This window comes from Flavobacterium frigoris (assembly GCF_900111075.1).
In the GTDB taxonomy this organism is placed as follows: domain Bacteria; phylum Bacteroidota; class Bacteroidia; order Flavobacteriales; family Flavobacteriaceae; genus Flavobacterium; species Flavobacterium frigoris.
In genome coordinates this window covers 14,617-35,460 of sequence record NZ_FOFZ01000016.1, presented here as the reverse complement: position 1 = coordinate 35,460, position 20,844 = coordinate 14,617, and the positions used below count along the sequence as shown (strand labels likewise).

Sequence of the window (20,844 nt, the reverse complement as noted above, 5' to 3'; positions counted from 1 at the left end):
CAAATATTTTAGCGCATCGCTCCGCCTCCAGGCATTCCTTTCATTCCGCCCATCATCTTCATGAGGTTTTTCCCTCCTGGCCCTTGCATCATTTTCATCATTTTACTCATTTGCTCAAACTGTTTCATCAATTGATTGACTTGTTCAATTTTTGTCCCTGAACCTTTTGATATTCTTGCTTTTCTTTTCACATCAATTAGAGAAGGTTTGCTTCTCTCTGCTGGAGTCATCGAATGAATGATAGCCTCAATATGCTTGAAAGCATCATCTTCTATCTCGACATCTTTCATGGCTTTTGAAGCACCTGGTATCATTCCAACCAAGTCTTTCATATTACCCATTTTCTTCACTTGTTGAATTTGAGAAAGGAAATCATCAAAACCAAATTCGTTTTTAGCAATTTTCTTTTGAATTTTTCTAGCTTCTTCTTCATCAAACTGCTCTTGTGCTCTTTCTACTAACGACACAACATCTCCCATTCCCAGGATACGTTCTGCCATACGAATAGGATAGAATACATCAATCGCTTCCATTTTCTCTCCCGTACCTACAAACTTAATTGGTTTATTAACTACAGTTTTTATCGAAAGAGCCGCTCCACCACGTGTATCACCATCTAATTTGGTTAATATAACACCATCAAAATTTAATATATCATTGAAAGCTTTTGCCGTATTTACCGCATCTTGACCTGTCATGGCATCAACTACAAACAAGGTTTCTTGTGGCTGAATTGCTTTATGAACACGTGAAATTTCATTCATCATTTCAGTATCAACTGCTAGACGTCCGGCTGTATCCACAATAACAACATCAAACCCTTTTGCTTTAGCATGTTTAATTGCATTTTGTGCAATTTCAACTGGATTCTTATTTTCAGGTTCTGAATATACCTCAACACCTATAGAATCCCCAACAACGTATAATTGCTGAATTGCTGCAGGACGATAGATATCACAAGCAACCAAAAGCGGTTTTTTATTCTTTTTTGTCAAAAGGTAATTTGCTAGTTTTCCAGAAAAGGTAGTTTTACCTGAACCTTGTAAACCAGACATCAAAATAACGGTAGGATTTCCAGAAAGGTTTATTCCAGCAACATCACCACCCATCAATGCTGTCAATTCGTCTTTGACCAACTTCACTAACAGTTGTCCTGGTTGAAGTGTGGTTAATACGTCCTGCCCTAAAGCTTTTTCTTTTACTGTATTCGTAAAATCTTTCGCGATTTTAAAATTTACATCGGCATCTAGTAAGGCGCGACGAACTTCTTTTAAAGTTTCAGCTACGTTTACTTCGGTGATTTTTCCGTGTCCTTTTAATATATGAAAGGCTTTGTCTAGTTTATCGCTTAAATTATCGAACATAGTTTTTTATTTTATTGAAATGCAAAGATAAACTAAGTTAGATTATTAGGCAATTAGATTATTAGATAATTGGCAGGTCGCTTATGATATTATTTCAACTAAAAAAGCGGCCCAAATTGGAGCCGCTTTTCTTTGAATGTTTTGGTTTAATTACATGCGTTCCGGAACATTAATTCCCAGCAGACTAAAAGAAGCCGCGATGGTATCTGCCACCTTTTTGGACAACTGCACTCTGAATATTTTTTCTATTGCTACTTCTGAACCTAGAATGGGTACAGCCTGATAAAAAGAGTTGTATTCACGTACTAAATCATAGACAAAATTAGCTAATAAAGCAGGACTATGATTATGTGCAGCATTTTGAATTACCTCAGGAAACAACTCCAATTGTTTCAATAACTCTTTTTCTTTTGCATGAAGTTCCACCATTCCTGATTCATTCGAAAAATCAAAATTAGCTTTACGAATAATCGATTGGATTCTCGCATACGTATATTGTATAAACGGCCCTGTATTTCCAGCAAAATCAACAGATTCTTCTGGGTTAAAAAGGATTCGTTTTTTTGGATCTACTTTAAGAATATAATATTTTAAAGCTCCAAGACCAATAGTATTGTATAATTTTGTTTTTTCTTCGGCAGAATAACTGTCTAATTTCCCTAAATCTTCAGCGATTTTTTGGGCAGTATCTGTCATTTCTTGCATCAAATCATCAGCATCGACTACAGTTCCTTCACGGCTTTTCATTTTTCCGGAAGGTAAATCGACCATTCCATATGATAAATGGTATAGGTTTTTAGACCAATCAAAGCCTAATTTTTTTAATATTAGAAACAACACTTTAAAATGATAATCTTGCTCGTTACCTACTGTGTAAACCATTCCGCCCACATCTGGATAATCTTTCACACGTTGAATCGCAGTTCCAATATCCTGCGTCATATAAACGGCAGTACCATCTGAACGCAATACGATTTTACGGTCTAAACCTTCATCCGTTAGGTCAATCCACACAGAGCCGTCAGGATCTTTTTCGAAAACCCCTTTTTCTAAACCAATCTGAACTACATTTTTCCCTAATAAATAGGTATTGCTTTCATAATAATAACAATCAAAATCAACTCCTAAGTTTTTATAGGTAGTTGCAAAACCGTCATAAACCCATTGGTTCATTTTTTTCCAAAGTGAAATCACTTCTTCATCACCAGCTTCCCATTTCAATAGCATTTCTTGGGCTTCCAGAATGATTGGCGCTTGTTTTTTGGCCTCTTCTTCTGTTTTTCCTTCACGCATTAATTGAGCGATTTCCACTTTATATGCTTTATCAAAAGCAACATAATAGTTCCCTACTAATTTATCTCCTTTTTGACCAGTAGATTCAGGAGTTTCTCCGTTTCCAAATTTCTGCCATGCCAGCATCGATTTGCAAATATGAATTCCTCTATCGTTTATGATTTGCGTTTTGTATACTTTTTTACCCGATGCTTTAATAATTTCAGCAACAGAATAACCCAATAAATTATTACGTACGTGACCTAAGTGCAACGGTTTATTTGTATTTGGCGAAGAGTATTCGACCATTACTGCTGTATCTTCAGGGTTTGGAGTTACGAAACCAAATTTCGCATCATCCTTTATTCCGTTAAAGAAATTTAAATAATATTCATCGGAGATCACAATATTCAAAAATCCAGAAACCACATTAAAACGGCTCACTTCAGCAACATTTTCTACTAAATAGTTTCCAATTTTATTCCCCAATTCTACAGGGTTGCTTTTGATTACTTTTAATAATGGAAAAATTACCATCGTGATATCTCCCTCAAATTCCTTCCGTGTAGTTTGAAACTCTACTTTGTCAATAGCGATATCAAATAAGGCTTGGACAGCTTTTTCAATTGAAGGGGTAAGGATTTCTGATAATGTCATTTTGCGTGTTTATTTTAAGCTTGCAAATATAGTGTTTAATTATAATTTTTTAATTGATTAAAGAATTAGACTTTTTAAGAAAATAACGTGCCTAGCACTAAAATAGACACTGTAATAAAAATACGTAAAGTCTTATACTAATAACAATTAAAACAAAATAAATGCTTTTAAACGATTAAATTTGGCATTTAATCCGATTTGTAACTATGTTTACCAAATACTTATTTATCGAAAATGCTTTGAAATGAAGAAAACAGTAGTACTATTGATATTGTTTTTTACGATAAAAAACTTTTCACAATCGATAACGGTAAATACATCTAGCTATACGATTCCAGAATTAGTAAATAAAGTACTGATTAACTCTCCTTGTGTTTCAGGGACAAATGTCTCCTCAAAAACAGGATCTTCCTTTGGATCAACAAACAGCATTGGATACTTTGAAAATACAAATCCAAACTTTCCTTTTAAAAGCGGTGTGGTATTAACAACTGGCGATGTGACGAAAGTACCTTCACCGAATAATACCATATTGAGTGACGGAAATAACTCTTGGACTGGTGATATTGATTTAGAGAACAATCTTTCATCACAATCAGGAATTAAAATCAATTCGATTAATGCCACCTACATCGAATTTGATTTCCAACCTAAAACACCTGACTTTGATTTTTCTTTTATATTTGCTTCCGAAGAATATGGAGTTTCGCAATGTAAATTCTCTGATGCTTTTGCTTTTTTATTAAAAGATATAACTGCGGGAGGAACAAATCACAATATTGCATTAATTCCAAATACTAACATTCCTGTTTCGGTTGAAACAATACGAAACAGCGCTTACAATACTAATTGCTCCTCTGCAAACGTTGCTTTTTTTGGAAAATTCAATGGAGAAGGATTTGGTCCCGCAATAAATTTTAACGGCCAAACGATTGAAATGCTAGCCTCTGCTACTGGATTAGATATTACACATACGTATCGAATAAAACTAGTAATTGCTGATGGAGGCAATAATACAGGTTATGATTCTGCCATTTTTTTAAATGCAAACAGCTTTAATATTGGACAAGACGTACTAGGCCTTGATTACACTATTGCAAACAATAAAGCCATTTGCCCAGAGAGTAGCTTACCCATTTTATCCGCAAATGGATTAAGCGCCGGAACCACTTTTCTTTGGAAAAAAGAAGGAATAGATTTTTCTCCTGCCCAAACGGGAGCAACCTTAAATTTAAATTTGATTTTACCATTAATTGATTCTGGCATTCATAAATACAGTGTTTCCTATACGGAGCCAGGTTGTACAGCCGTAACAGACGATATTACTGTTCAAATAACCCCTTCCATCGGAGTACTACCAACTATTCCTGATATTTATGTCTGCGATTCTGGTGCTGCGAGTTATGATTTTGATTTAACCAAAAACACCAAAATTATATTGGCAGGAAAAAATCAAAAGACAACTCCAACTGGAATATTGGATGACCTCCCTTCGGGAACAAATATTAGCTATCATCTTTCTAATGATGATGCAGCAAACAAAATAGGTCAGATCGCAAACCTTCATACTATTATGAGCTCTGAAAGCGGTAAAATAATTTACGCGCGAATAGAAAGCTCCACTTCATACTGCTTTGAAATACGTTCGTTCAGTCTACTAGTCGTTCCTAGTCCAATAATTTCAAGTATAGTACCTGACATAACGCTTTGTGCGAGAAACAACACTGATCCATCTCCACATGCTATTTTCGATTTAACAAACCACAAAAATTTAATCTTGGGTTCTCAAGACATAAGTTATAACATTCTTTCTTTTCATTCCTCCAACAATGGGGCGAATACAAACACTGATGTCATTATACTAAATCCAAAAAACGAACTATTTACTTCAGAAGTCACCTTGTGGGTGCGCGTCCAAAATATTTCTAATCCAGAGTGTTTTGTAACAGCTAGTTTTCAATTAATAGTGACACCTATTCCACAGGTAGATCTCCTTCCGGACGTACTGGTATGCGATAATTACATACTACCCGTTTTAACAAAAAATGGGGCACAATATTGGACAGGGACTAATGGCACAGGGACACAACTTTTTGCAGGAAATAGTATCGCTGCTAGTGCTACCCTATATGTTTTTAATGAGTCCGAAACTTGTACAAGTCAGCACAGTTTTAAGGTTACAATCGCTAGCGTTAGTACAGTTTCGCCAACTTCATCGTCTTATTGTTCAGTATATAAATTACCAGTATTGCCATATGGTAAATACTTCACAAAATCAGGTGGGCAACACACCACAGGCAACACCGAATTAGAAACAGGATCTTTAATCAATTCTGCAGGGCCAAATACAATTTATGTTTGGTATGAAAACACGACGATAATACCAAATTGCTCGCAAGAAGCAATCTTTACCATCACAATTATTCCTTTTGTCACATTACCCAATTATAAAAACCAATTTGGCTGTAGTTCCTACACGCTTCCTGTTGACCCAAATGGAGGAATTTATTATTCAGGAACGAATAAGGGATTGCCTATTATTCCTGCAGGAACGGTTATAATCGCTACAACTCCAATTTATGTTTTTAAAGAGACCGCTACTTCGCCAACAAATTGTTCTTCAGAAAAGACATTTACTGTTTACATTGGTCTAGATGATATCAATCATCCAGGAGATGTAAATTCTTGCTCCACTTATATTTTGCCTTCATTACTTGCAGGCGAATATAGAACAGCGCCTCTGGGTGGTGGCACTCAGCTACCTGCAAATACTGCAATTAAGGCTACTACAACACTTTGGTTTTATGTTCCCGGAGAAAGTTGTACAGACAATTTAGAGTTTACGATTACTGTAAACATTACTCCGTTACCAATTATTAAAGATACTGATCCACAATGCGATATGTATTATTTACCTGCCGTTGATCATTCCGGAGATTATTACACAGGACCATTGGGAACTGGCGAAGTAAGACCTGTTGGATTTCAAATCACTTCAACTCAAAGAATGTATTTTTATGATAAAGCAGTAACGGGACCTTGTTATGTAGAAGAAAATTTTCTTATAACTATCAATTCATCTCCAAAAATTGATGCAAAACCAGTCGAAGTTGTACAATGTGGACGAGCATATATACTCGATGATTTAAATATTGGTGAATATTATGAGTTCCCAGGAGGACCAACTCCAGCGAATCCTGTACTTCCCCCAGGTTATGAGTTGACATCATCAAAAACAATATATGTTTATGCAGAAGCAATAGCGCCTAATACTTGTATTTCTGAATATAGCATCTTCGTTTTAGTTACAATGGTAAATGAGATTGAAGATCAATATGCTTGCGATTCGTATGCTTTACCGGCGATAATAGGACTTGGTGATTATTACACAGCAACCGGTGGCCCTCACGGTGCCGGAATGAAATTATCAATACCTTATGCACCAATAACTACAACAACTAGATTGTATCTTTTTGCTGAAGATAATAATAGAGTGTATTGCAGCGATGAAGATGATTTTAATATTATAATTTATAATAGTCCAAAAATTACTCCCATAACCCCCATCATTAGATGCGAATCTTATGTATTACCTCCTTTTATCGCTCCGATTAGCAACTATTATAGTCAGCCAGGAGCTGGCGGCAACGCGAATCTAGAGAAATTTCCAGGAGATATCATTACTAGCTCCACAACGATTTATGCTTATGCAGCAGTAGGCACTCTCGCTACCATACTTTGTCCTGATGAGAAACCGATGGTGATTACTATAACGGCTAAACCACAGCCAATACTAAATGTCCCTCCAATTTGTCATGACTTCAAAACAGGTCTGATTACTAATTCATTTATAACAACTGGATATGATGCTCCACGATATGCGTTTGAGTGGAAAAAAGAAGATGGAACATTGGTAAGTACTTCATCAAGTCTCTCAACAAATCAACCCGGAAACTATTCAGTAACAGTAACAGATCTGTCTATATTCAGCTGTCCTTCAGATCTAGTATTATTTAGCGTATTTGAGTCTTTACCTCCAAAGTCTATTTCATATACAATAGAGGGTTGGTTCACCGACAACCAAACAATTACGATAACTGCAATTCCAACTTTAGGTGATGAGAAAAACTTTCTATATTCAATAGATAGAAGTTCCCCACAAGCAAGTAATATATTTACAAATTTAACACCTGGAATACATGAAATAACAATTAGTGATAGTAATGGTTGTGGATCAACTACCCCACTTGTCTTTAAAGTAATATATGCGCCTAAATTTTTCACCCCAAATGGCGATGGATATAATGACACTTGGAATATAACTGACATGCCAGATCAAGAAAAGCCCAACTTATTTATTTTTGATCGATACGGAGCGTTACTAAAACAACTCAAACCAAACGGCGCTGGATGGGATGGAAACCTTAATGGACGCCCATTACCCGCTGATGATTATTGGTTTTATATATCCTACACTGAAAATGGTGTTCTTAAAGAATATAAGTCGCATTTTTCATTAAAAAGATAAATCATAAATTATTTTACCTCAAGACTTTCCAGCAGGAAAGTCTTTTTTTTTATAAAAAAGCGTAACAAATTAATTGCTTGATCGTCTATTATCTATCATGCTATTTTAAATTAATTTATAAAACAGTACTATGTATAACCTATTATTTAAATAAAAAGAATACCTTTACATCATCAATCAAATTTTTAATCAAAATCATCAATCATGAAAATCAAATTAATCTTAGCATGCCTATTCGGAACCCTAGTTTCGATGCAAGCTCAAACTTCAGTCAAAACATCACTTCTCGAAAATCCCGGAAGTATTTCGGGGAAAGTTATTGACAAAAACAGTAACGAAACCCTTCCCTATGTAAATATCATTGTAAAAGAAGGCGACAAATTTATTACCGGCGGAATCACCTCTGACAAAGGAATTTTTTATATCAAAAACCTAGATTTAAAAAACTATACTGTCGAAATACAATTTATGGGATACAAGACCATTTCAACTGCAGTGACACTATCTACAGACAAAAAGAATGCTGATCTAGGTACATTTGCACTCAAAGAAGACGCCATAGAGCTTAAAGGTGTCGATATCGTCAGTGAGAAATCGACGATCGAACAAAAAATCGATAGAAAAATAATAAACGTTGGGAAGGATTTAATTTCAGTTGGAGCTACTGCCGCTGAAATAATGAATAATATTCCCTCAGTAAGTGTTGATCCACAAACAAATGCGATCAGTTTAAGAGGAAATTCCAACGTCCGTGTTCTAATTGACGGAAAACCATCTAATATTGATGCGTCCCAATTATTACAACAAATCCCTTCGGCTTCAATCAAACAAATTGAATTAATTACAAACCCTTCTGCAAAGTACAATCCAGAAGGAATGAGCGGTATTATCAATATTGTCTTGAACAAAAACAGTAAAATCGGTCTTAATGGAAGTATCAATAACGGGGTCACTTTTGGAAAAACACCAAAAGTAAATTCAGCTTTCGACTTAAATTACAGAAATGGAAAATTTAATTTCTACGGAAATTACGGTTTAAATCACGGTAAAAACAACAATCATGGTATCATTAAAAGTGAAGAAAAAAACAAAGAAAATACACAGCTTTTTCAATTCAATAATCTTACCACCTCACATCTAGCTAAAGTTGGTCTTGATTACTACATCAACGACAACAATACTGTTTCTTTTTACACCAATCAAATTTTTTATAAAGCGAAAGGCTATGGCGGAAATGATGTAGATTATACTTCAAACTCCACTACTATAGATCTATTACAACCTTATGAAAACAAACAAGACAATCAAGGTCAAACTTACAATTTTGACTATAAAATAAAATTCAAAAAAGAAGGACACAATCTAGAACTAGAGGCCAATTATGGTGAAGATGACAGTCGTGAAAACGCAATCTATACCAACTTAAATAGAGACAATAATACCGTTATCAACTCTTTCACTAACGATGTGCGTGTACTTAGCAAAAGTACAATTATCAATCTTGATTATGTAAATCCATTGACTGAAACCATAAAATTAGAACTTGGATTAGAACTAAGAAATGAAACTACTGATAACAATTTGTTTCGAGATAATGCGTATAGTTCTAATTTTACATATGATCGAAATATCTATTCAGGATACGCTACTCTTGGCAAACAATGGAAAAAATGGAGTTTTCAAGCTGGAGCCCGCTTGGAGAAATACAATGTTGAAGCCATCTTTAAACAAGTCACTTTAGCTGATGGACAATTTAAAGATGACATTTTAAGTATTTATCCTTCTACTTTTTTGAGTTATAATCCAAGTGACAACAACTCTTTCAATCTAAGTTTTTCAAGAAGAGTAGACAGACCGAGTATTGATCAAGTAAACCCTATTAGAGAATGGAGCACCGCTACGATAGATTCAGAAGGAAATCCAAACCTTATTCCGCAATTCACAAATTCTTATGAACTGAACTATACTAGAAAGACAAAAATTGGTTCTATTACTTCGGGTATTTTTTATAGAAAAATTGAAGACGAAATAACGAGAGTTCTATTTACAAATTTAGTGAACCCTAACAAGCAAGTACTATCGTATGCTAATTTTGACAATAATAATGCGTACGGATTAGAAGTGTCAGGTAATTTAGATTTTAAAAAATGGTGGAGTGCCAATATTAGCTTAGACGCTTATCAGAAAAAAATAAAAGGAACAATTGAAACAACTCCTGGAAACTACGAATTTGAAGAAATTAATGCTACAACATTTAATGCTCGAATAAATAATACTTTTAAAGCGACAAAAGATTTACGTATTCAATTATTTGCTATGTACAAAGGTAGAGATCGTAGTCTTCAGTTTGACGTTGCTAACATGTGGAAAATGGACGTTGGAACCAGTTATAATATCTTAAAAGGTAACGGAACGATTAGTGCGCGCTTAAGTGATATTTTTAACACCATGCGTTTTGCATTTGATAATGACAGACCCTACAAGTCAAAAGGACAGTTCAATTGGGAAAGTCAAACCGTATATCTAGGATTCAATTATCGTTTTGGGAGTGGCAAAAACAAAGCTGCTGAAAGAAAGCAAAGAGACAAAAATGAAAGCCAAGGAGGCGGACTTTTATAGTATAAAATTTAAAAACTAGGTTACCCAAATAAAAACCCGAAGTCGTTATGACTTCGGGTTTTATTGTATATGATAAGGATGTTTTTTTTAAGTAAGAAATTACCATCTAATAATTGCACTTCCCCAAGTAAATCCACTTCCAAAAGCAGCCAAAACTACTGTATCTCCAGATTTAATTTTTCCTTTTTCCCAAGCTTCAGTCAAAGCAATTGGAATAGAAGCGGCTGTTGTATTTCCATATTGTTGAATATTATTATAAACTTGATCATCATTCAGACCAAATTTCTTTTGTATAAATTGAGAAATTCTCAAATTTGCTTGATGTGGTATCAACATATCAATATTAGAAACCGATAGATTATTCGCTTCAAGCCCTTCATTAATTACCTCAGCAAAACGAACCACTGCATTTTTAAATACAAATTGTCCATTCATATGCGGAAAATAACTTTCATCATCAGGATCATTATCAGCAAGAATATCAGTCACCCATCTCGCTCCCATTCCCGGTGCTGTAAGGACTAATTCCTCCGCATGTTGACCTTCAGAATGCAAATGCGTAGAAAGAATTCCTTTCGTTAAATCTTCTTCTCTACTCAAAACGGCTGCTCCTGCTCCATCTCCAAAAATTACAGAAACTCCACGACCACGTGATGTCATATCTAATCCAGTCGAATGTACTTCTGATCCAATAACTAAAACGTTCTTATACATTCCGGTTTTAATATATTGATCCGCAACAGACAAAGCATAGATAAATCCCGAACATTGATTTCTAACATCTAATGCCCCTACGGTTCTCAAACCTAAATCACGTTGTACTAAAACTCCTGGCCCAGGAAAATAATAATCAGGACTTAAGGTAGCAAAAACAATAAAATCAATATCTTCTTTGGCAACGCCAGAACGTTCTATAGCAATTTCGGCAGCTTTTACTCCCATTGAAGTCGTTGTATCTTCTCCTCTTATAATGTGTCTTCTTTCTTGAATACCTGTTCTTTCTTGAATCCACTCGTCATTGGTATCAATAATTTTTGACAAATCGTCATTAGTGACCACATTGGAAGGAACATAAAATCCTAATCCTGCAATTTTTGAATGATACATATAATTGTTGTTTTATTATAATAAGAATGTAAATTTTATTGTACTGTAAAATATTAGCGACCAAATTACTCTTTTTTTTAGCAATTAACAATTTATAAATTTAAGTAGAACGTTACATACGTTTTAAAAAAGATATTAAAAGAATAAAAAATAAAGTATTTTTACAATAAACTGGCAATAAATGTAACAAGTGAAAAAGAAACTACACTTATACTTCTAATTAATCAAAAAACGAACCTTATTTATGAAATTAAAATTTAGCCTGATTTTATTTCTTGCATTAAGCTTACCTACTTTTGCACAAGAAAATCTTACGTATCAAAAACCATCTAAGTCAATTCTTGATTTAGCAGACTACGAGCGCGCACCATCAGTAAGCATGGATACCAAAAAGGAATACATGCTCCTAACATATAGAAATACCTATAAAACGTTAGACGATTTAAATCAAGATGAAATGCGTTTGGGCGGTCTACGAATAAACCCTACCACAAACATTTCCAGTACGGTTACCTATATCAACAATATCAAGCTTCGCAAGATTAAAGATAAAAATGAAATTCAAGTGAGCGGATTACCCGAAAATCCTCGCATCACTAACATCTCTTGGTCGCCTAATGAAAAGAAAATCGCTTTTTCACATACTACAAATTTAGGGGTAGCCCTATGGGTTGTTGATGTTGCTTCCGCGAAAGCGACTCAACTTACTGATAACAATGTAAATGCTAACCTTGGAAATCCTTTTAGCTGGTATAGCGACAACGAAAATATTTTGGTAAAAATATTACCCCAAAATAGACCCGTTTTATTAGATGAAAAGAAAAACCTACCAACAGGTCCAATTGTTTCAAATGCAAGTGGAACAATTTCTCAAAATAGAACGTATCAAGATTTATTGAAAAATAAAACTGACGAAGCAAATTTTGAAAATATAATAACTGCTGAGTTGTACAAAGTAAATCTTAACGGAAGCAAAATTTTATTTAAATCGGCTGATATGTATGCCGGCGAAAACTTTTCTCCAGATGGAAACTACCTGATGATAAGCACAATTCATAAACCTTTTTCGTACATCGTTCCGCTTAACCGTTTCCCTTCTAAAACTGTGGTTTATGATAAAGAGGGAAAAGAAGTTAAGATGGTTAACGAAGTGGCCTTAAATGAAATTATGCCAAAAGGTTTTATGGCAACTCGTACCGGTAAAAGAAATATGAATTGGAGAAATGACGAAGCGGCGACCTTATATTATGTGGAAGCGCTCGATGAAGGAAATCCAGAAAACAAAGTCGACTTTAGAGATGAAGTATTCCAATGGAAAGCCCCTTTCGACAAAAACCCTTCGCAAATACTTAAAACCAAACAACGTTTTGGAGGAATTATTTGGGGTAATGAAACTACAGCAATTGCTTTTGATCAATGGTACGATACTCGAAATACTAAAACGTATTTATTCGATCCATCAGATGCTACTCAAGAGCCAAAAATAATTACAGATAGAAACTCGCAAGACATCTACTCTGATCCAGGGAATTTTGAAACTATTAAAAACGCATATGCTAAAAAAGTTCTTGCGATTGAAAACAACAATCTTTATTTGTTAGGAGATGGTTTTACTAAAGACGGGCAGTTCCCTTTCATAGCTGAATTTAACCTAAAAAGTCTAAACACAAACAGACTGTATACCTCAACATATAAAGACAAAAAAGAAGAATTACTGTCTATAGAAGATTTTAAAAAAGGAGAGGTTTTGGTACAAATTCAATCTAAGAATGAATATCCTAATTATTACTTTAGAAACATCAAGAAAAAAGACCAGCTTACTCAAATTACAAGTTTCAAAAATCCTTTTGAAAGCATTAAAAATGTAAGTAAAGAGGTGATTCAATATAAAAGAAAAGATGGTGTAGCGCTTTCAGGAACGTTATACTTACCAGCAGGATACGATAAAGTAAAAAAAGAGAAGTTGCCTTTATTAATTTGGGCTTACCCAACAGAATTTAAAGACAAAAACTCTGCAGGACAAAACAACCAAAACCCAAATGAATTTACCTTTCCTTATTACGGATCATTTGTATATTGGGTAACCAAAGGATATGTAGTATTAGACGACGCTTCTTTTCCTATTATTGGTGAAGGGACTACGGAACCAAACGATAATTTCATTTCACAATTAGTAGATAATGCTGAGGCTGCGATAAACGCGGTTGATGCTTTAGGTTATATCAATAGAAAGAAAGTGGCTGTTGGCGGTCATTCATATGGCGCTTTTATGACTGCGAATCTATTGACGCACTCTAATTTATTTGCTTGCGGTATTGCACGAAGTGGTGCTTATAACAGAACGTTAACTCCTTTTGGGTTCCAATCAGAGCAACGCAATTACTGGGAAGTACCTGAAATTTACAATACCATGTCTCCATTTATGAACGCAGATAAAATGAAGACTCCGATATTACTTATACATGGAGAAGCTGATAATAATCCAGGAACATTCACTTTACAAACGGAACGTTACTTCCAGGCATTAAAAGGTTTAGGAGCACCTGTAAGAATGGTAATCTTACCTAAAGAAGCTCATGGTTATGCCGCTAAAGAGAATATTTTACACCTACTTTGGGAACAAGAGCAATTCTTAGATAAATATTTAAAAAACTAATTAAAAACAAAGCCCCGAAATTTAAAATTTCGGGGCTTTGTTTTTATGAAATCATTAAACTGACTTCCTGATTGATCTCTAGTGGAGTTTCATGCTCAAAGAAAATTACCTTTCTGTCAAAAACTGCCTTAATTAAATAATGGCTTCCTTTAAAAAAGGATTGTTTCACTATTGCTGTTAACATTCCATTGTCGACCACTTTTAATTGATGTGGATAGAGCAATACCATTTCATCTTCCCCGTCTACAGGAACTAATTGCGACAATTTAAGTTCATTTACTTCTCCAAAAAGAGATGCTACATATTTATTTATAGGATTGTTGTACAAGCTGAATGAATTTGCTTTATCGATCATCATTCCGCTTTGTAAAACAATAGTTTCATCTGCATAAGACAATGCATCTGTACTATCATGAGTAGCTATAATACAAGTGATTTCCTTAGTTTTTAAATATGCAAATAAATTACGTCTAAGAGCATTTTTTCTAAAATTATCAATATGACTAAATGGCTCGTCTAATAACAGTATTTCAGGTTCTAGCGCCAAAACTCTAGCTAGTGCCACACGTTGCTGCTGTCCTCCACTTAAATACTTAGCTTGAACATTAGCAAATTCAGTCATTTCGACCATTTCTAGCAATTGCTCAACACGCAATTTTTTCATGCAGTTAAATCCGTTAGATAAAAACTTACCCACATTTTCAGCCACGGTAATATAAGGCATCAAGTCAAAATCTTGAGCAAGATATTTTACAAAAGGCATTCCTGGAACCAAATTATATTTAGGCCCTAAAACTTTTTTATCACCCCAAACAATCGCTCCTTCGTCTAAATCATACAAACCATAAATTAGTTTTAGTAGTGTACTTTTTCCGCAACCGCTTTCTCCAATAATAGCAATATTCTGTCCCTTTTCAATAGTGAAATTGATGTTTCTTAAAACTGGTTTTTCGTTATAACCAAAAGTGATGTTTTGAACTTGAAGCATTTTTATAATATGAAATTTTGAGATTGCAAAGATAGATTTCTTTAACTAAAAGAATTTACTGAAAGTGAAATTTATGAAAAAAAAGAAAGCCCTTTCATTTTAAAAACGAAAAGGCTTTCACAATATTTAAAAATAGGAAGTTCTTAGTTTCCTGCTTCGATTTTCGCATCTTCACGCATTTTATCATTTGCTGTAATAGCAAACTCAACACGACGGTTTTGAGTTCTTCCTTCTGCAGTATCATTCGTTGCAATCGGATCAGCAATACCTAAACCGGTAACATTAAATCTTACAGAAGATACACCTCTACTAACCAAATAATTTCTAACTGAAGTTGCTCTCTCTTTCGAAAGTTTTAAGTTATAATCAGCAGGTCCTGTACTATCTGTATATCCAAAAATAGTAATATCAGTATCAGGATATTCCGTAAAAACAGGAACCAACTTATCTAAATTCGCTTTTGCAGCTACAGTAAGTGTCGATTTATTAGTATCAAAACGTACCGCATTTTCATTTAGTACTAATTGAATACCCTCACCTACTCTTTTCACTTCAGCTCCAGGAATAGCCTCATCAATTTGTCTGGCTTGTTTGTCCATTTTATTACCGATAACTCCACCGGCCACTCCACCAACAACACCTCCAAGAACAGCTCCCATTGCTCCCTTGCCGCCTTTTCCTAAGTTGTTTCCTAAGATACCGCCAATTATTGCACCACTTACTGCTCCAATTCCCGCACCTCTCTGCGTTTTATTTGTATTCTTTAACGATTCACAACTTGTAAAAAACGTTCCGATTGACATTAATAAAGCCAATGTTACTATAGAAATCTTTTTCATAATTATTCTTTTTTTATATTTAATTTAGTTTGCTCTTTGAAACTGGTAAACTACATCAGTCAATTTTCCTCCAACAGTAATTTTATCAATCAATTGAAATGATGCTTCAGTTTGATTAGCAACATGCAATACATATCCTTCTCTTACTTTTTTTGCTTTGATATCAGCATCTAACACTTTCAAAACAAATTCTGCATTCTTATTAACAAACCAAGTAATTGGTGAACTAAATGGTGCACAACCAGACTTTGTCAAAGCCATATTTCCTTTGTTGTTATTAGAAACGAATTTCCATGTACTTCCCACAAAACATTGTGAATCTGCAATTTGAAACGCGTTTACTTTAATGTATTCAGATCCCGGATAAGTAACAGAAGTGATCACCCAGTTTCCTTTCATTGCTACTTGCGCTCCCTTATCTAATTTAGTATCAGTAGCAGAAGTCGATTTACAAGAAAATAACACTAAGGCTATTGCTGTTAAAAATAATATTTTTTTCATTTTATTTGGTTTTACTATTAAACTTATACAAAGATACAAAGCATTTTAAGAGTTTTAGTTTCAAGATTTAAATAATTTGTTTCAAAATTAACAGTTACGCCAATTTGTCACTTTACTGTTAATTGGTATTCTATTTGAAAGAACTGCAGGAGATTGTAAAACTCTTTAATAAAATATAAATATGACAACAGGAAAAATTAATGTTTCGGTAGAAAACATCTTCCCTTTAATAAAGAAGTTCCTATATAGTGATCACGAGATTTTTTTACGTGAATTGATTTCGAATGGAACAGATGCAACGTTAAAATTAAAACACCTAACCAATATTGGCGAAGCCAAAGTAGAATACGGCAATCCAATTATAGAAGTAAAAGTTGACAAAGAAGGAAAAAAACTTCACTTCATCGACCAGGGAATTGGTATGACATCGGAAGAGGTTGAAAAATACATCAACCAATTGGCTTTTTCTGGTGCCGAAGAATTTTTAGAAAAATACAAAGACACAGCGAAGGATTCAGGAATTATTGGCCATTTTGGTCTTGGTTTCTACTCGGCTTTTATGGTCGCTTCAAAAGTGGAGATCATCACTAAATCATACAAAGACGAGCCAGCGGCACATTGGACTTGCGACGGAAGTCCTGAGTTTACCTTAGAGCCTGCTGACAAAACGACTCGTGGAACAGAAATTATTCTGCATATCGCCGAAGATTCTTTAGAATTCCTGGAAGAGTCTAAAATCACGCAACTTTTAAATAAGTACAATAAATTCATGCCTATTCCAATTAAATTTGGAACAAAAACGGAGAAAATTGAACAAAAAAAGGGCGAATCTGTTGACGCAGAAGATAAAGAAGAAACATACAAATCGGTTGAAGTAGACAATATTATCAACAACCCAAATCCAGCTTGGACAAAACAACCAACTGACTTAACGGATGAAGATTATAAAAGCTTCTATCATGAGTTGTATCCATCTCAATTTGAAGAGCCTTTATTCCACATTCACTTAAATGTAGATTATCCTTTTAACCTAACTGGTATTTTGTATTTCCCAAAATTAAGTGGTGATTTACAAATCCAAAAAGATAAGATTCAGTTGTACCAAAACCAAGTTTACGTTACAGATAACGTAGAAGGAATTGTACCTGAATTCTTAATGATGCTTCGCGGAGTAGTTGATTCGCCAGACATTCCGTTAAACGTTTCTCGTTCCGGATTACAAGCTGATGGTGCGGTGAAGAAAATTTCGAACTACATTACTCGTAAAGTAGCTGATAAATTGAAATCATTATTCACAGAAAACCGTGAAGATTTTGAATCAAAATGGAATGATATTAAAATCGTTCTAGAGTACGGAATGTTATCTGAAGATAAATTCTACGAAAAAGCAGGAGCTTTCGTTTTATACCCAACCGTTGCTAATAAATATTACACGCTTGAGGAATTAAAAGAAAACCTAAAAGACAAGCAAACAGATAAAGACGGAAAATTGGTCGTGCTTTATGCTGGAAATAAAGAAGCACAACACTCTTATATCGAAATTGCACAAGAAAAAGGATACGAAGTTTTATTACTAGATTCTCCAATTATCTCACACTTGATTCAAAAAATTGAAGGAGATAATAAAGACATCACTTTTGTACGTGTCGATTCAGATCATATCGATAATTTAGTCAAGAAAGAGGAAAATACTATTTCTAAATTATCTGAAGAAGAGCAAACCAATTTAAAAACAGTTCTAGAAGCAATTGTACCAAAACAAAACTACCAAGTTCAACTTGAAGCAATGGACAGTCAAGCAGCTCCTTTCATCATCACGCAACCAGAATTCATGCGTAGAATGAAAGAAATGAGTCAGTCTGGCGGTGGTGGCGGAATGTTCGGGATGGGAAACATGCCGGAGATGTACAACCTAGTAGTAAACACAAATTCGCCATTAGCAACTACAATTCTAAACAATACAGACAAAGCTGGCCAAGAACACTTAGTAAAACAAGCGCTTGACTTAGCTAAACTATCTCAAAACTTATTAAAAGGAGAAGCATTAACTGCTTTTGTGAAAAGAAGTTTCGAAATGATCAAGTAATTCCTCCCCCGGCCCCTCCGAAAGAGGGGAGAAAGAAAGTAATGTTAAGACCCGCAAGTGAAAATTTGCGGGTATTTTTTTTTGGAGCAAAATGAATGGTTTTTAACAAGAAGTTTTGTCCCGCTATACACTTCAATCTTTGCTTTTGGCTATCGCCAAAGTAAAGGATTTTTGCTGCTATCGGGGCTAAGTTAGAGCAACTTGTTTTTATAAGTTCTCATGAAAGAATTAAATGTTTATAAGAAAATTTTAATATATTTGGGATTAATAAATGCAAATGAACTTTCGTGAATCTATCAACAAATAGGTGTACTGACGAAAGTTTTATTCGTATATATACTAGTAGTAAGCAATGCAAAAAAAACTTAAATGAACCTTAAAGAAAAATTACATTTAACTTGTAAAACAGGAAACGAACATTTCATCTCAAATGAAAATCATTTATCATTTAACTTATTAGATTTTTGGCGATGGAGTTCTTCTGATATTTTAAGTAATGCTACACGCGGAATTTTAGCAGAATTTATTGTATCAAAAGCCTTAAATGCAGATATTAATCAAATAAGAACAGAATGGGATCCTTATGACTTAACAACTCCTGAAGGTGTAAAAGTTGAAGTAAAATCTTCTGCATACCTTCAAACTTGGGATCAAACTGAACATTCAAAAATTTCTTTTGGAGTAAGGCAAGCAAAACCTTATGGTACCGAAATTGGAAAACGGGTAGAAATTGCGATTCGAAGTGCAGACATATATATATTTTGTCTTTTAAATCATCTTGATAAATCTACAGTAAATCCGTTAAACTTAAATCAATGGGAATTCTATGTTTGCTCTACTGAAGAATTAAATAATTATGTAAAAGATCAAAAAACACTATCATTAAATGCTCTAAAAAAACTTACAAGCTCAATTAAATACGAAGAATTACAAAACCAAGTAAACAATAGAACAAAGCCTTAAAATGCCCATGCTAACGCGAGCGTCCCGCTCGTACCAACCAAGATATGCAAAGAGATTTAATGAAATATTTTGATGAAATAAAATTTAAATTTTGATAAAGTAATAAACAAAAAGATGGCATAATCTATATTTTGGGCACGAGCGGGACGCTCGCGCTAGTAAAAAAATATCTATAAAATTTTTAATTTTATATCGGGTGTGCTAAAAAATCCTATATAATTATAATTAGTAATGAAATAAAAAAATATGATAGGTGCGATAATAGGAGATATCGTAGGCTCTATTTACAAATACGACAACTTAAAAAACAAGAATTTTGAGTTTTTCAAAAAAGAAAGCACATTTACTGATGGTACAGTTATGACAGTTGCTATCGCTGATTTTATTCTATCAGATAGCATACCTTCACAAGCGAGGTTGGTGGGATACTTTCATGCTTGGTTTGAAAAATATCCTAATAAAAGTTATGGTAATAGTTTTAAAAAGTGGATGGAGTCTTTTAACAACGTTTACTATACTGACTTCATACCGTACAATAGTTATGGAAATGGAGCTGCAATGAGGATTTCTCCTATTGGAGATTTTTCAAAAGTTATTGAGCAAGCAATGAAGCGAGTTGAGTTCGTTACGTCCGTTTCACATAACCACCCTGAAGGAGTGACAGGAGCGCAAGCAATTGCAGCACTTATTGTAATGGCTCGAACTGAAAAAGACAAAACGAAATTGCGTGAGTTTGTTGAAACGAAATTCAAATATAACCTCAACAACTCTGTTGATTTTTTAAGAGTGAACTACAAGTATAATGAGACCTGCCAAGACACCGTTCCCGAAGCAATTATATGTTTCCTTGAAAGCGTGGATTTTGAGGATGCTATCAGAAATGCAATATCAATTGGAGGGGATAGCAGTACATTAGCCAATATAACTGGTTCTATTGCTGAAGCTTATTATCACGAAATACCAGAGTGGATCATTAAAGAAACTCTTAGTAAATTACCATTAGATATAATTAACGTAATTAATAATTTCTATCGTGAAGTTAGCTACGAATACCATGAAATAGCAGGAAAAATCAAAGAATTGAGATAGAAAAAATTTACTTTAGCCCCAGCTATAGGGCTAGAAGCAAATAGGGCCTATTTACTCGTGAAGCTTCTGGAAAGTGTTCCCATAGCGCGAGCGTCCCGCTCGTGCCCGTATTCTAATTCTATCCTCACAACACTACGTTTGTTATTATCCTAATTTCAAACATTGTTAGCGCGAG

The 20,844-nt window shown here is 34.3% G+C and carries 12 protein-coding genes; 6 read left to right on the top strand and 6 right to left on the bottom strand.

Going from position 1 to position 20,844, the window contains the following annotated elements; all coding sequences use genetic code 11:
- Positions 1 to 8: 8 nt before the first annotated feature.
- Complete coding sequence (ffh, locus tag BMW63_RS15605; protein ID WP_074724390.1) at positions 9 to 1,364, bottom strand: signal recognition particle protein; 1,356 nt, start codon at positions 1,362 to 1,364, stop codon at positions 9 to 11.
- Between the two features lie 150 nt (positions 1,365 to 1,514).
- Positions 1,515 to 3,293, bottom strand: coding sequence for an arginine--tRNA ligase (argS, locus tag BMW63_RS15600; RefSeq protein WP_074724389.1), 1,779 nt, complete (start codon positions 3,291 to 3,293; stop codon positions 1,515 to 1,517).
- A gap of 244 nt (positions 3,294 to 3,537) precedes the next feature.
- Here argS and BMW63_RS15595 point away from each other — a divergent pair, with 244 nt between their 5' ends.
- Both BMW63_RS15595 and BMW63_RS15590 read left to right on the top strand, forming a co-directional pair.
- Entirely contained in the window at positions 3,538 to 7,821 is a 4,284-nt protein-coding gene (locus BMW63_RS15595; protein WP_074724388.1) for a T9SS type B sorting domain-containing protein, read from the top strand.
- A gap of 204 nt (positions 7,822 to 8,025) precedes the next feature.
- Positions 8,026 to 10,440: a TonB-dependent receptor gene (locus BMW63_RS15590; protein WP_074724387.1), complete on the top strand. Its 2,415-nt coding sequence runs from the start codon at positions 8,026 to 8,028 to the stop codon at positions 10,438 to 10,440.
- Between the two features lie 99 nt (positions 10,441 to 10,539).
- Here the strand turns inward: BMW63_RS15590 and BMW63_RS15585 are convergent, their stop codons facing one another.
- Positions 10,540 to 11,547, bottom strand: coding sequence for a 3-oxoacyl-ACP synthase III family protein (locus BMW63_RS15585; protein ID WP_074724386.1), 1,008 nt, complete (start codon positions 11,545 to 11,547; stop codon positions 10,540 to 10,542).
- Between the two features lie 244 nt (positions 11,548 to 11,791).
- Between BMW63_RS15585 and BMW63_RS15580 the strand changes: the two genes are divergently transcribed.
- Complete coding sequence (locus BMW63_RS15580; RefSeq protein WP_074724385.1) at positions 11,792 to 14,203, top strand: alpha/beta hydrolase family protein; 2,412 nt, start codon at positions 11,792 to 11,794, stop codon at positions 14,201 to 14,203.
- A 43-nt stretch (positions 14,204 to 14,246) separates the two neighbouring features.
- Here the strand turns inward: BMW63_RS15580 and BMW63_RS15575 are convergent, their stop codons facing one another.
- The 3 genes from BMW63_RS15575 to BMW63_RS15565 form a co-directional block, all read right to left on the bottom strand.
- Complete coding sequence (locus tag BMW63_RS15575; protein ID WP_074724384.1) at positions 14,247 to 15,191, bottom strand: ABC transporter ATP-binding protein; 945 nt, start codon at positions 15,189 to 15,191, stop codon at positions 14,247 to 14,249.
- Between the two features lie 143 nt (positions 15,192 to 15,334).
- Positions 15,335 to 16,030, bottom strand: coding sequence for a YiaD family glycine zipper/OmpA-like lipoprotein (locus tag BMW63_RS15570; protein WP_074724383.1), 696 nt, complete (start codon positions 16,028 to 16,030; stop codon positions 15,335 to 15,337).
- A gap of 24 nt (positions 16,031 to 16,054) precedes the next feature.
- The gene (locus BMW63_RS15565; RefSeq protein ID WP_074724382.1) at positions 16,055 to 16,531 is read right to left on the bottom strand and encodes a lipocalin family protein; all 477 of its coding nucleotides are present in this window, start codon (positions 16,529 to 16,531) and stop codon (positions 16,055 to 16,057) included.
- A 181-nt stretch (positions 16,532 to 16,712) separates the two neighbouring features.
- On the opposite strand from BMW63_RS15565, the gene htpG reads away from it, so the two are divergent.
- From htpG to BMW63_RS15550, 3 genes are all read left to right on the top strand, one after another.
- Entirely contained in the window at positions 16,713 to 18,617 is a 1,905-nt protein-coding gene (gene htpG, locus BMW63_RS15560; RefSeq protein WP_074724381.1) for a molecular chaperone HtpG, read from the top strand.
- 369 nt (positions 18,618 to 18,986) lie between these two features.
- On the top strand, positions 18,987 to 19,580 hold the full coding sequence (locus tag BMW63_RS15555) for a hypothetical protein (RefSeq protein WP_074724380.1): 594 nt from the start codon (positions 18,987 to 18,989) through the stop codon (positions 19,578 to 19,580).
- Positions 19,581 to 19,826: 246 nt separating this feature from the next.
- Positions 19,827 to 20,669, top strand: coding sequence for an ADP-ribosylglycohydrolase family protein (locus BMW63_RS15550; RefSeq protein ID WP_074724379.1), 843 nt, complete (start codon positions 19,827 to 19,829; stop codon positions 20,667 to 20,669).
- Positions 20,670 to 20,844: the final 175 nt, after the last annotated feature.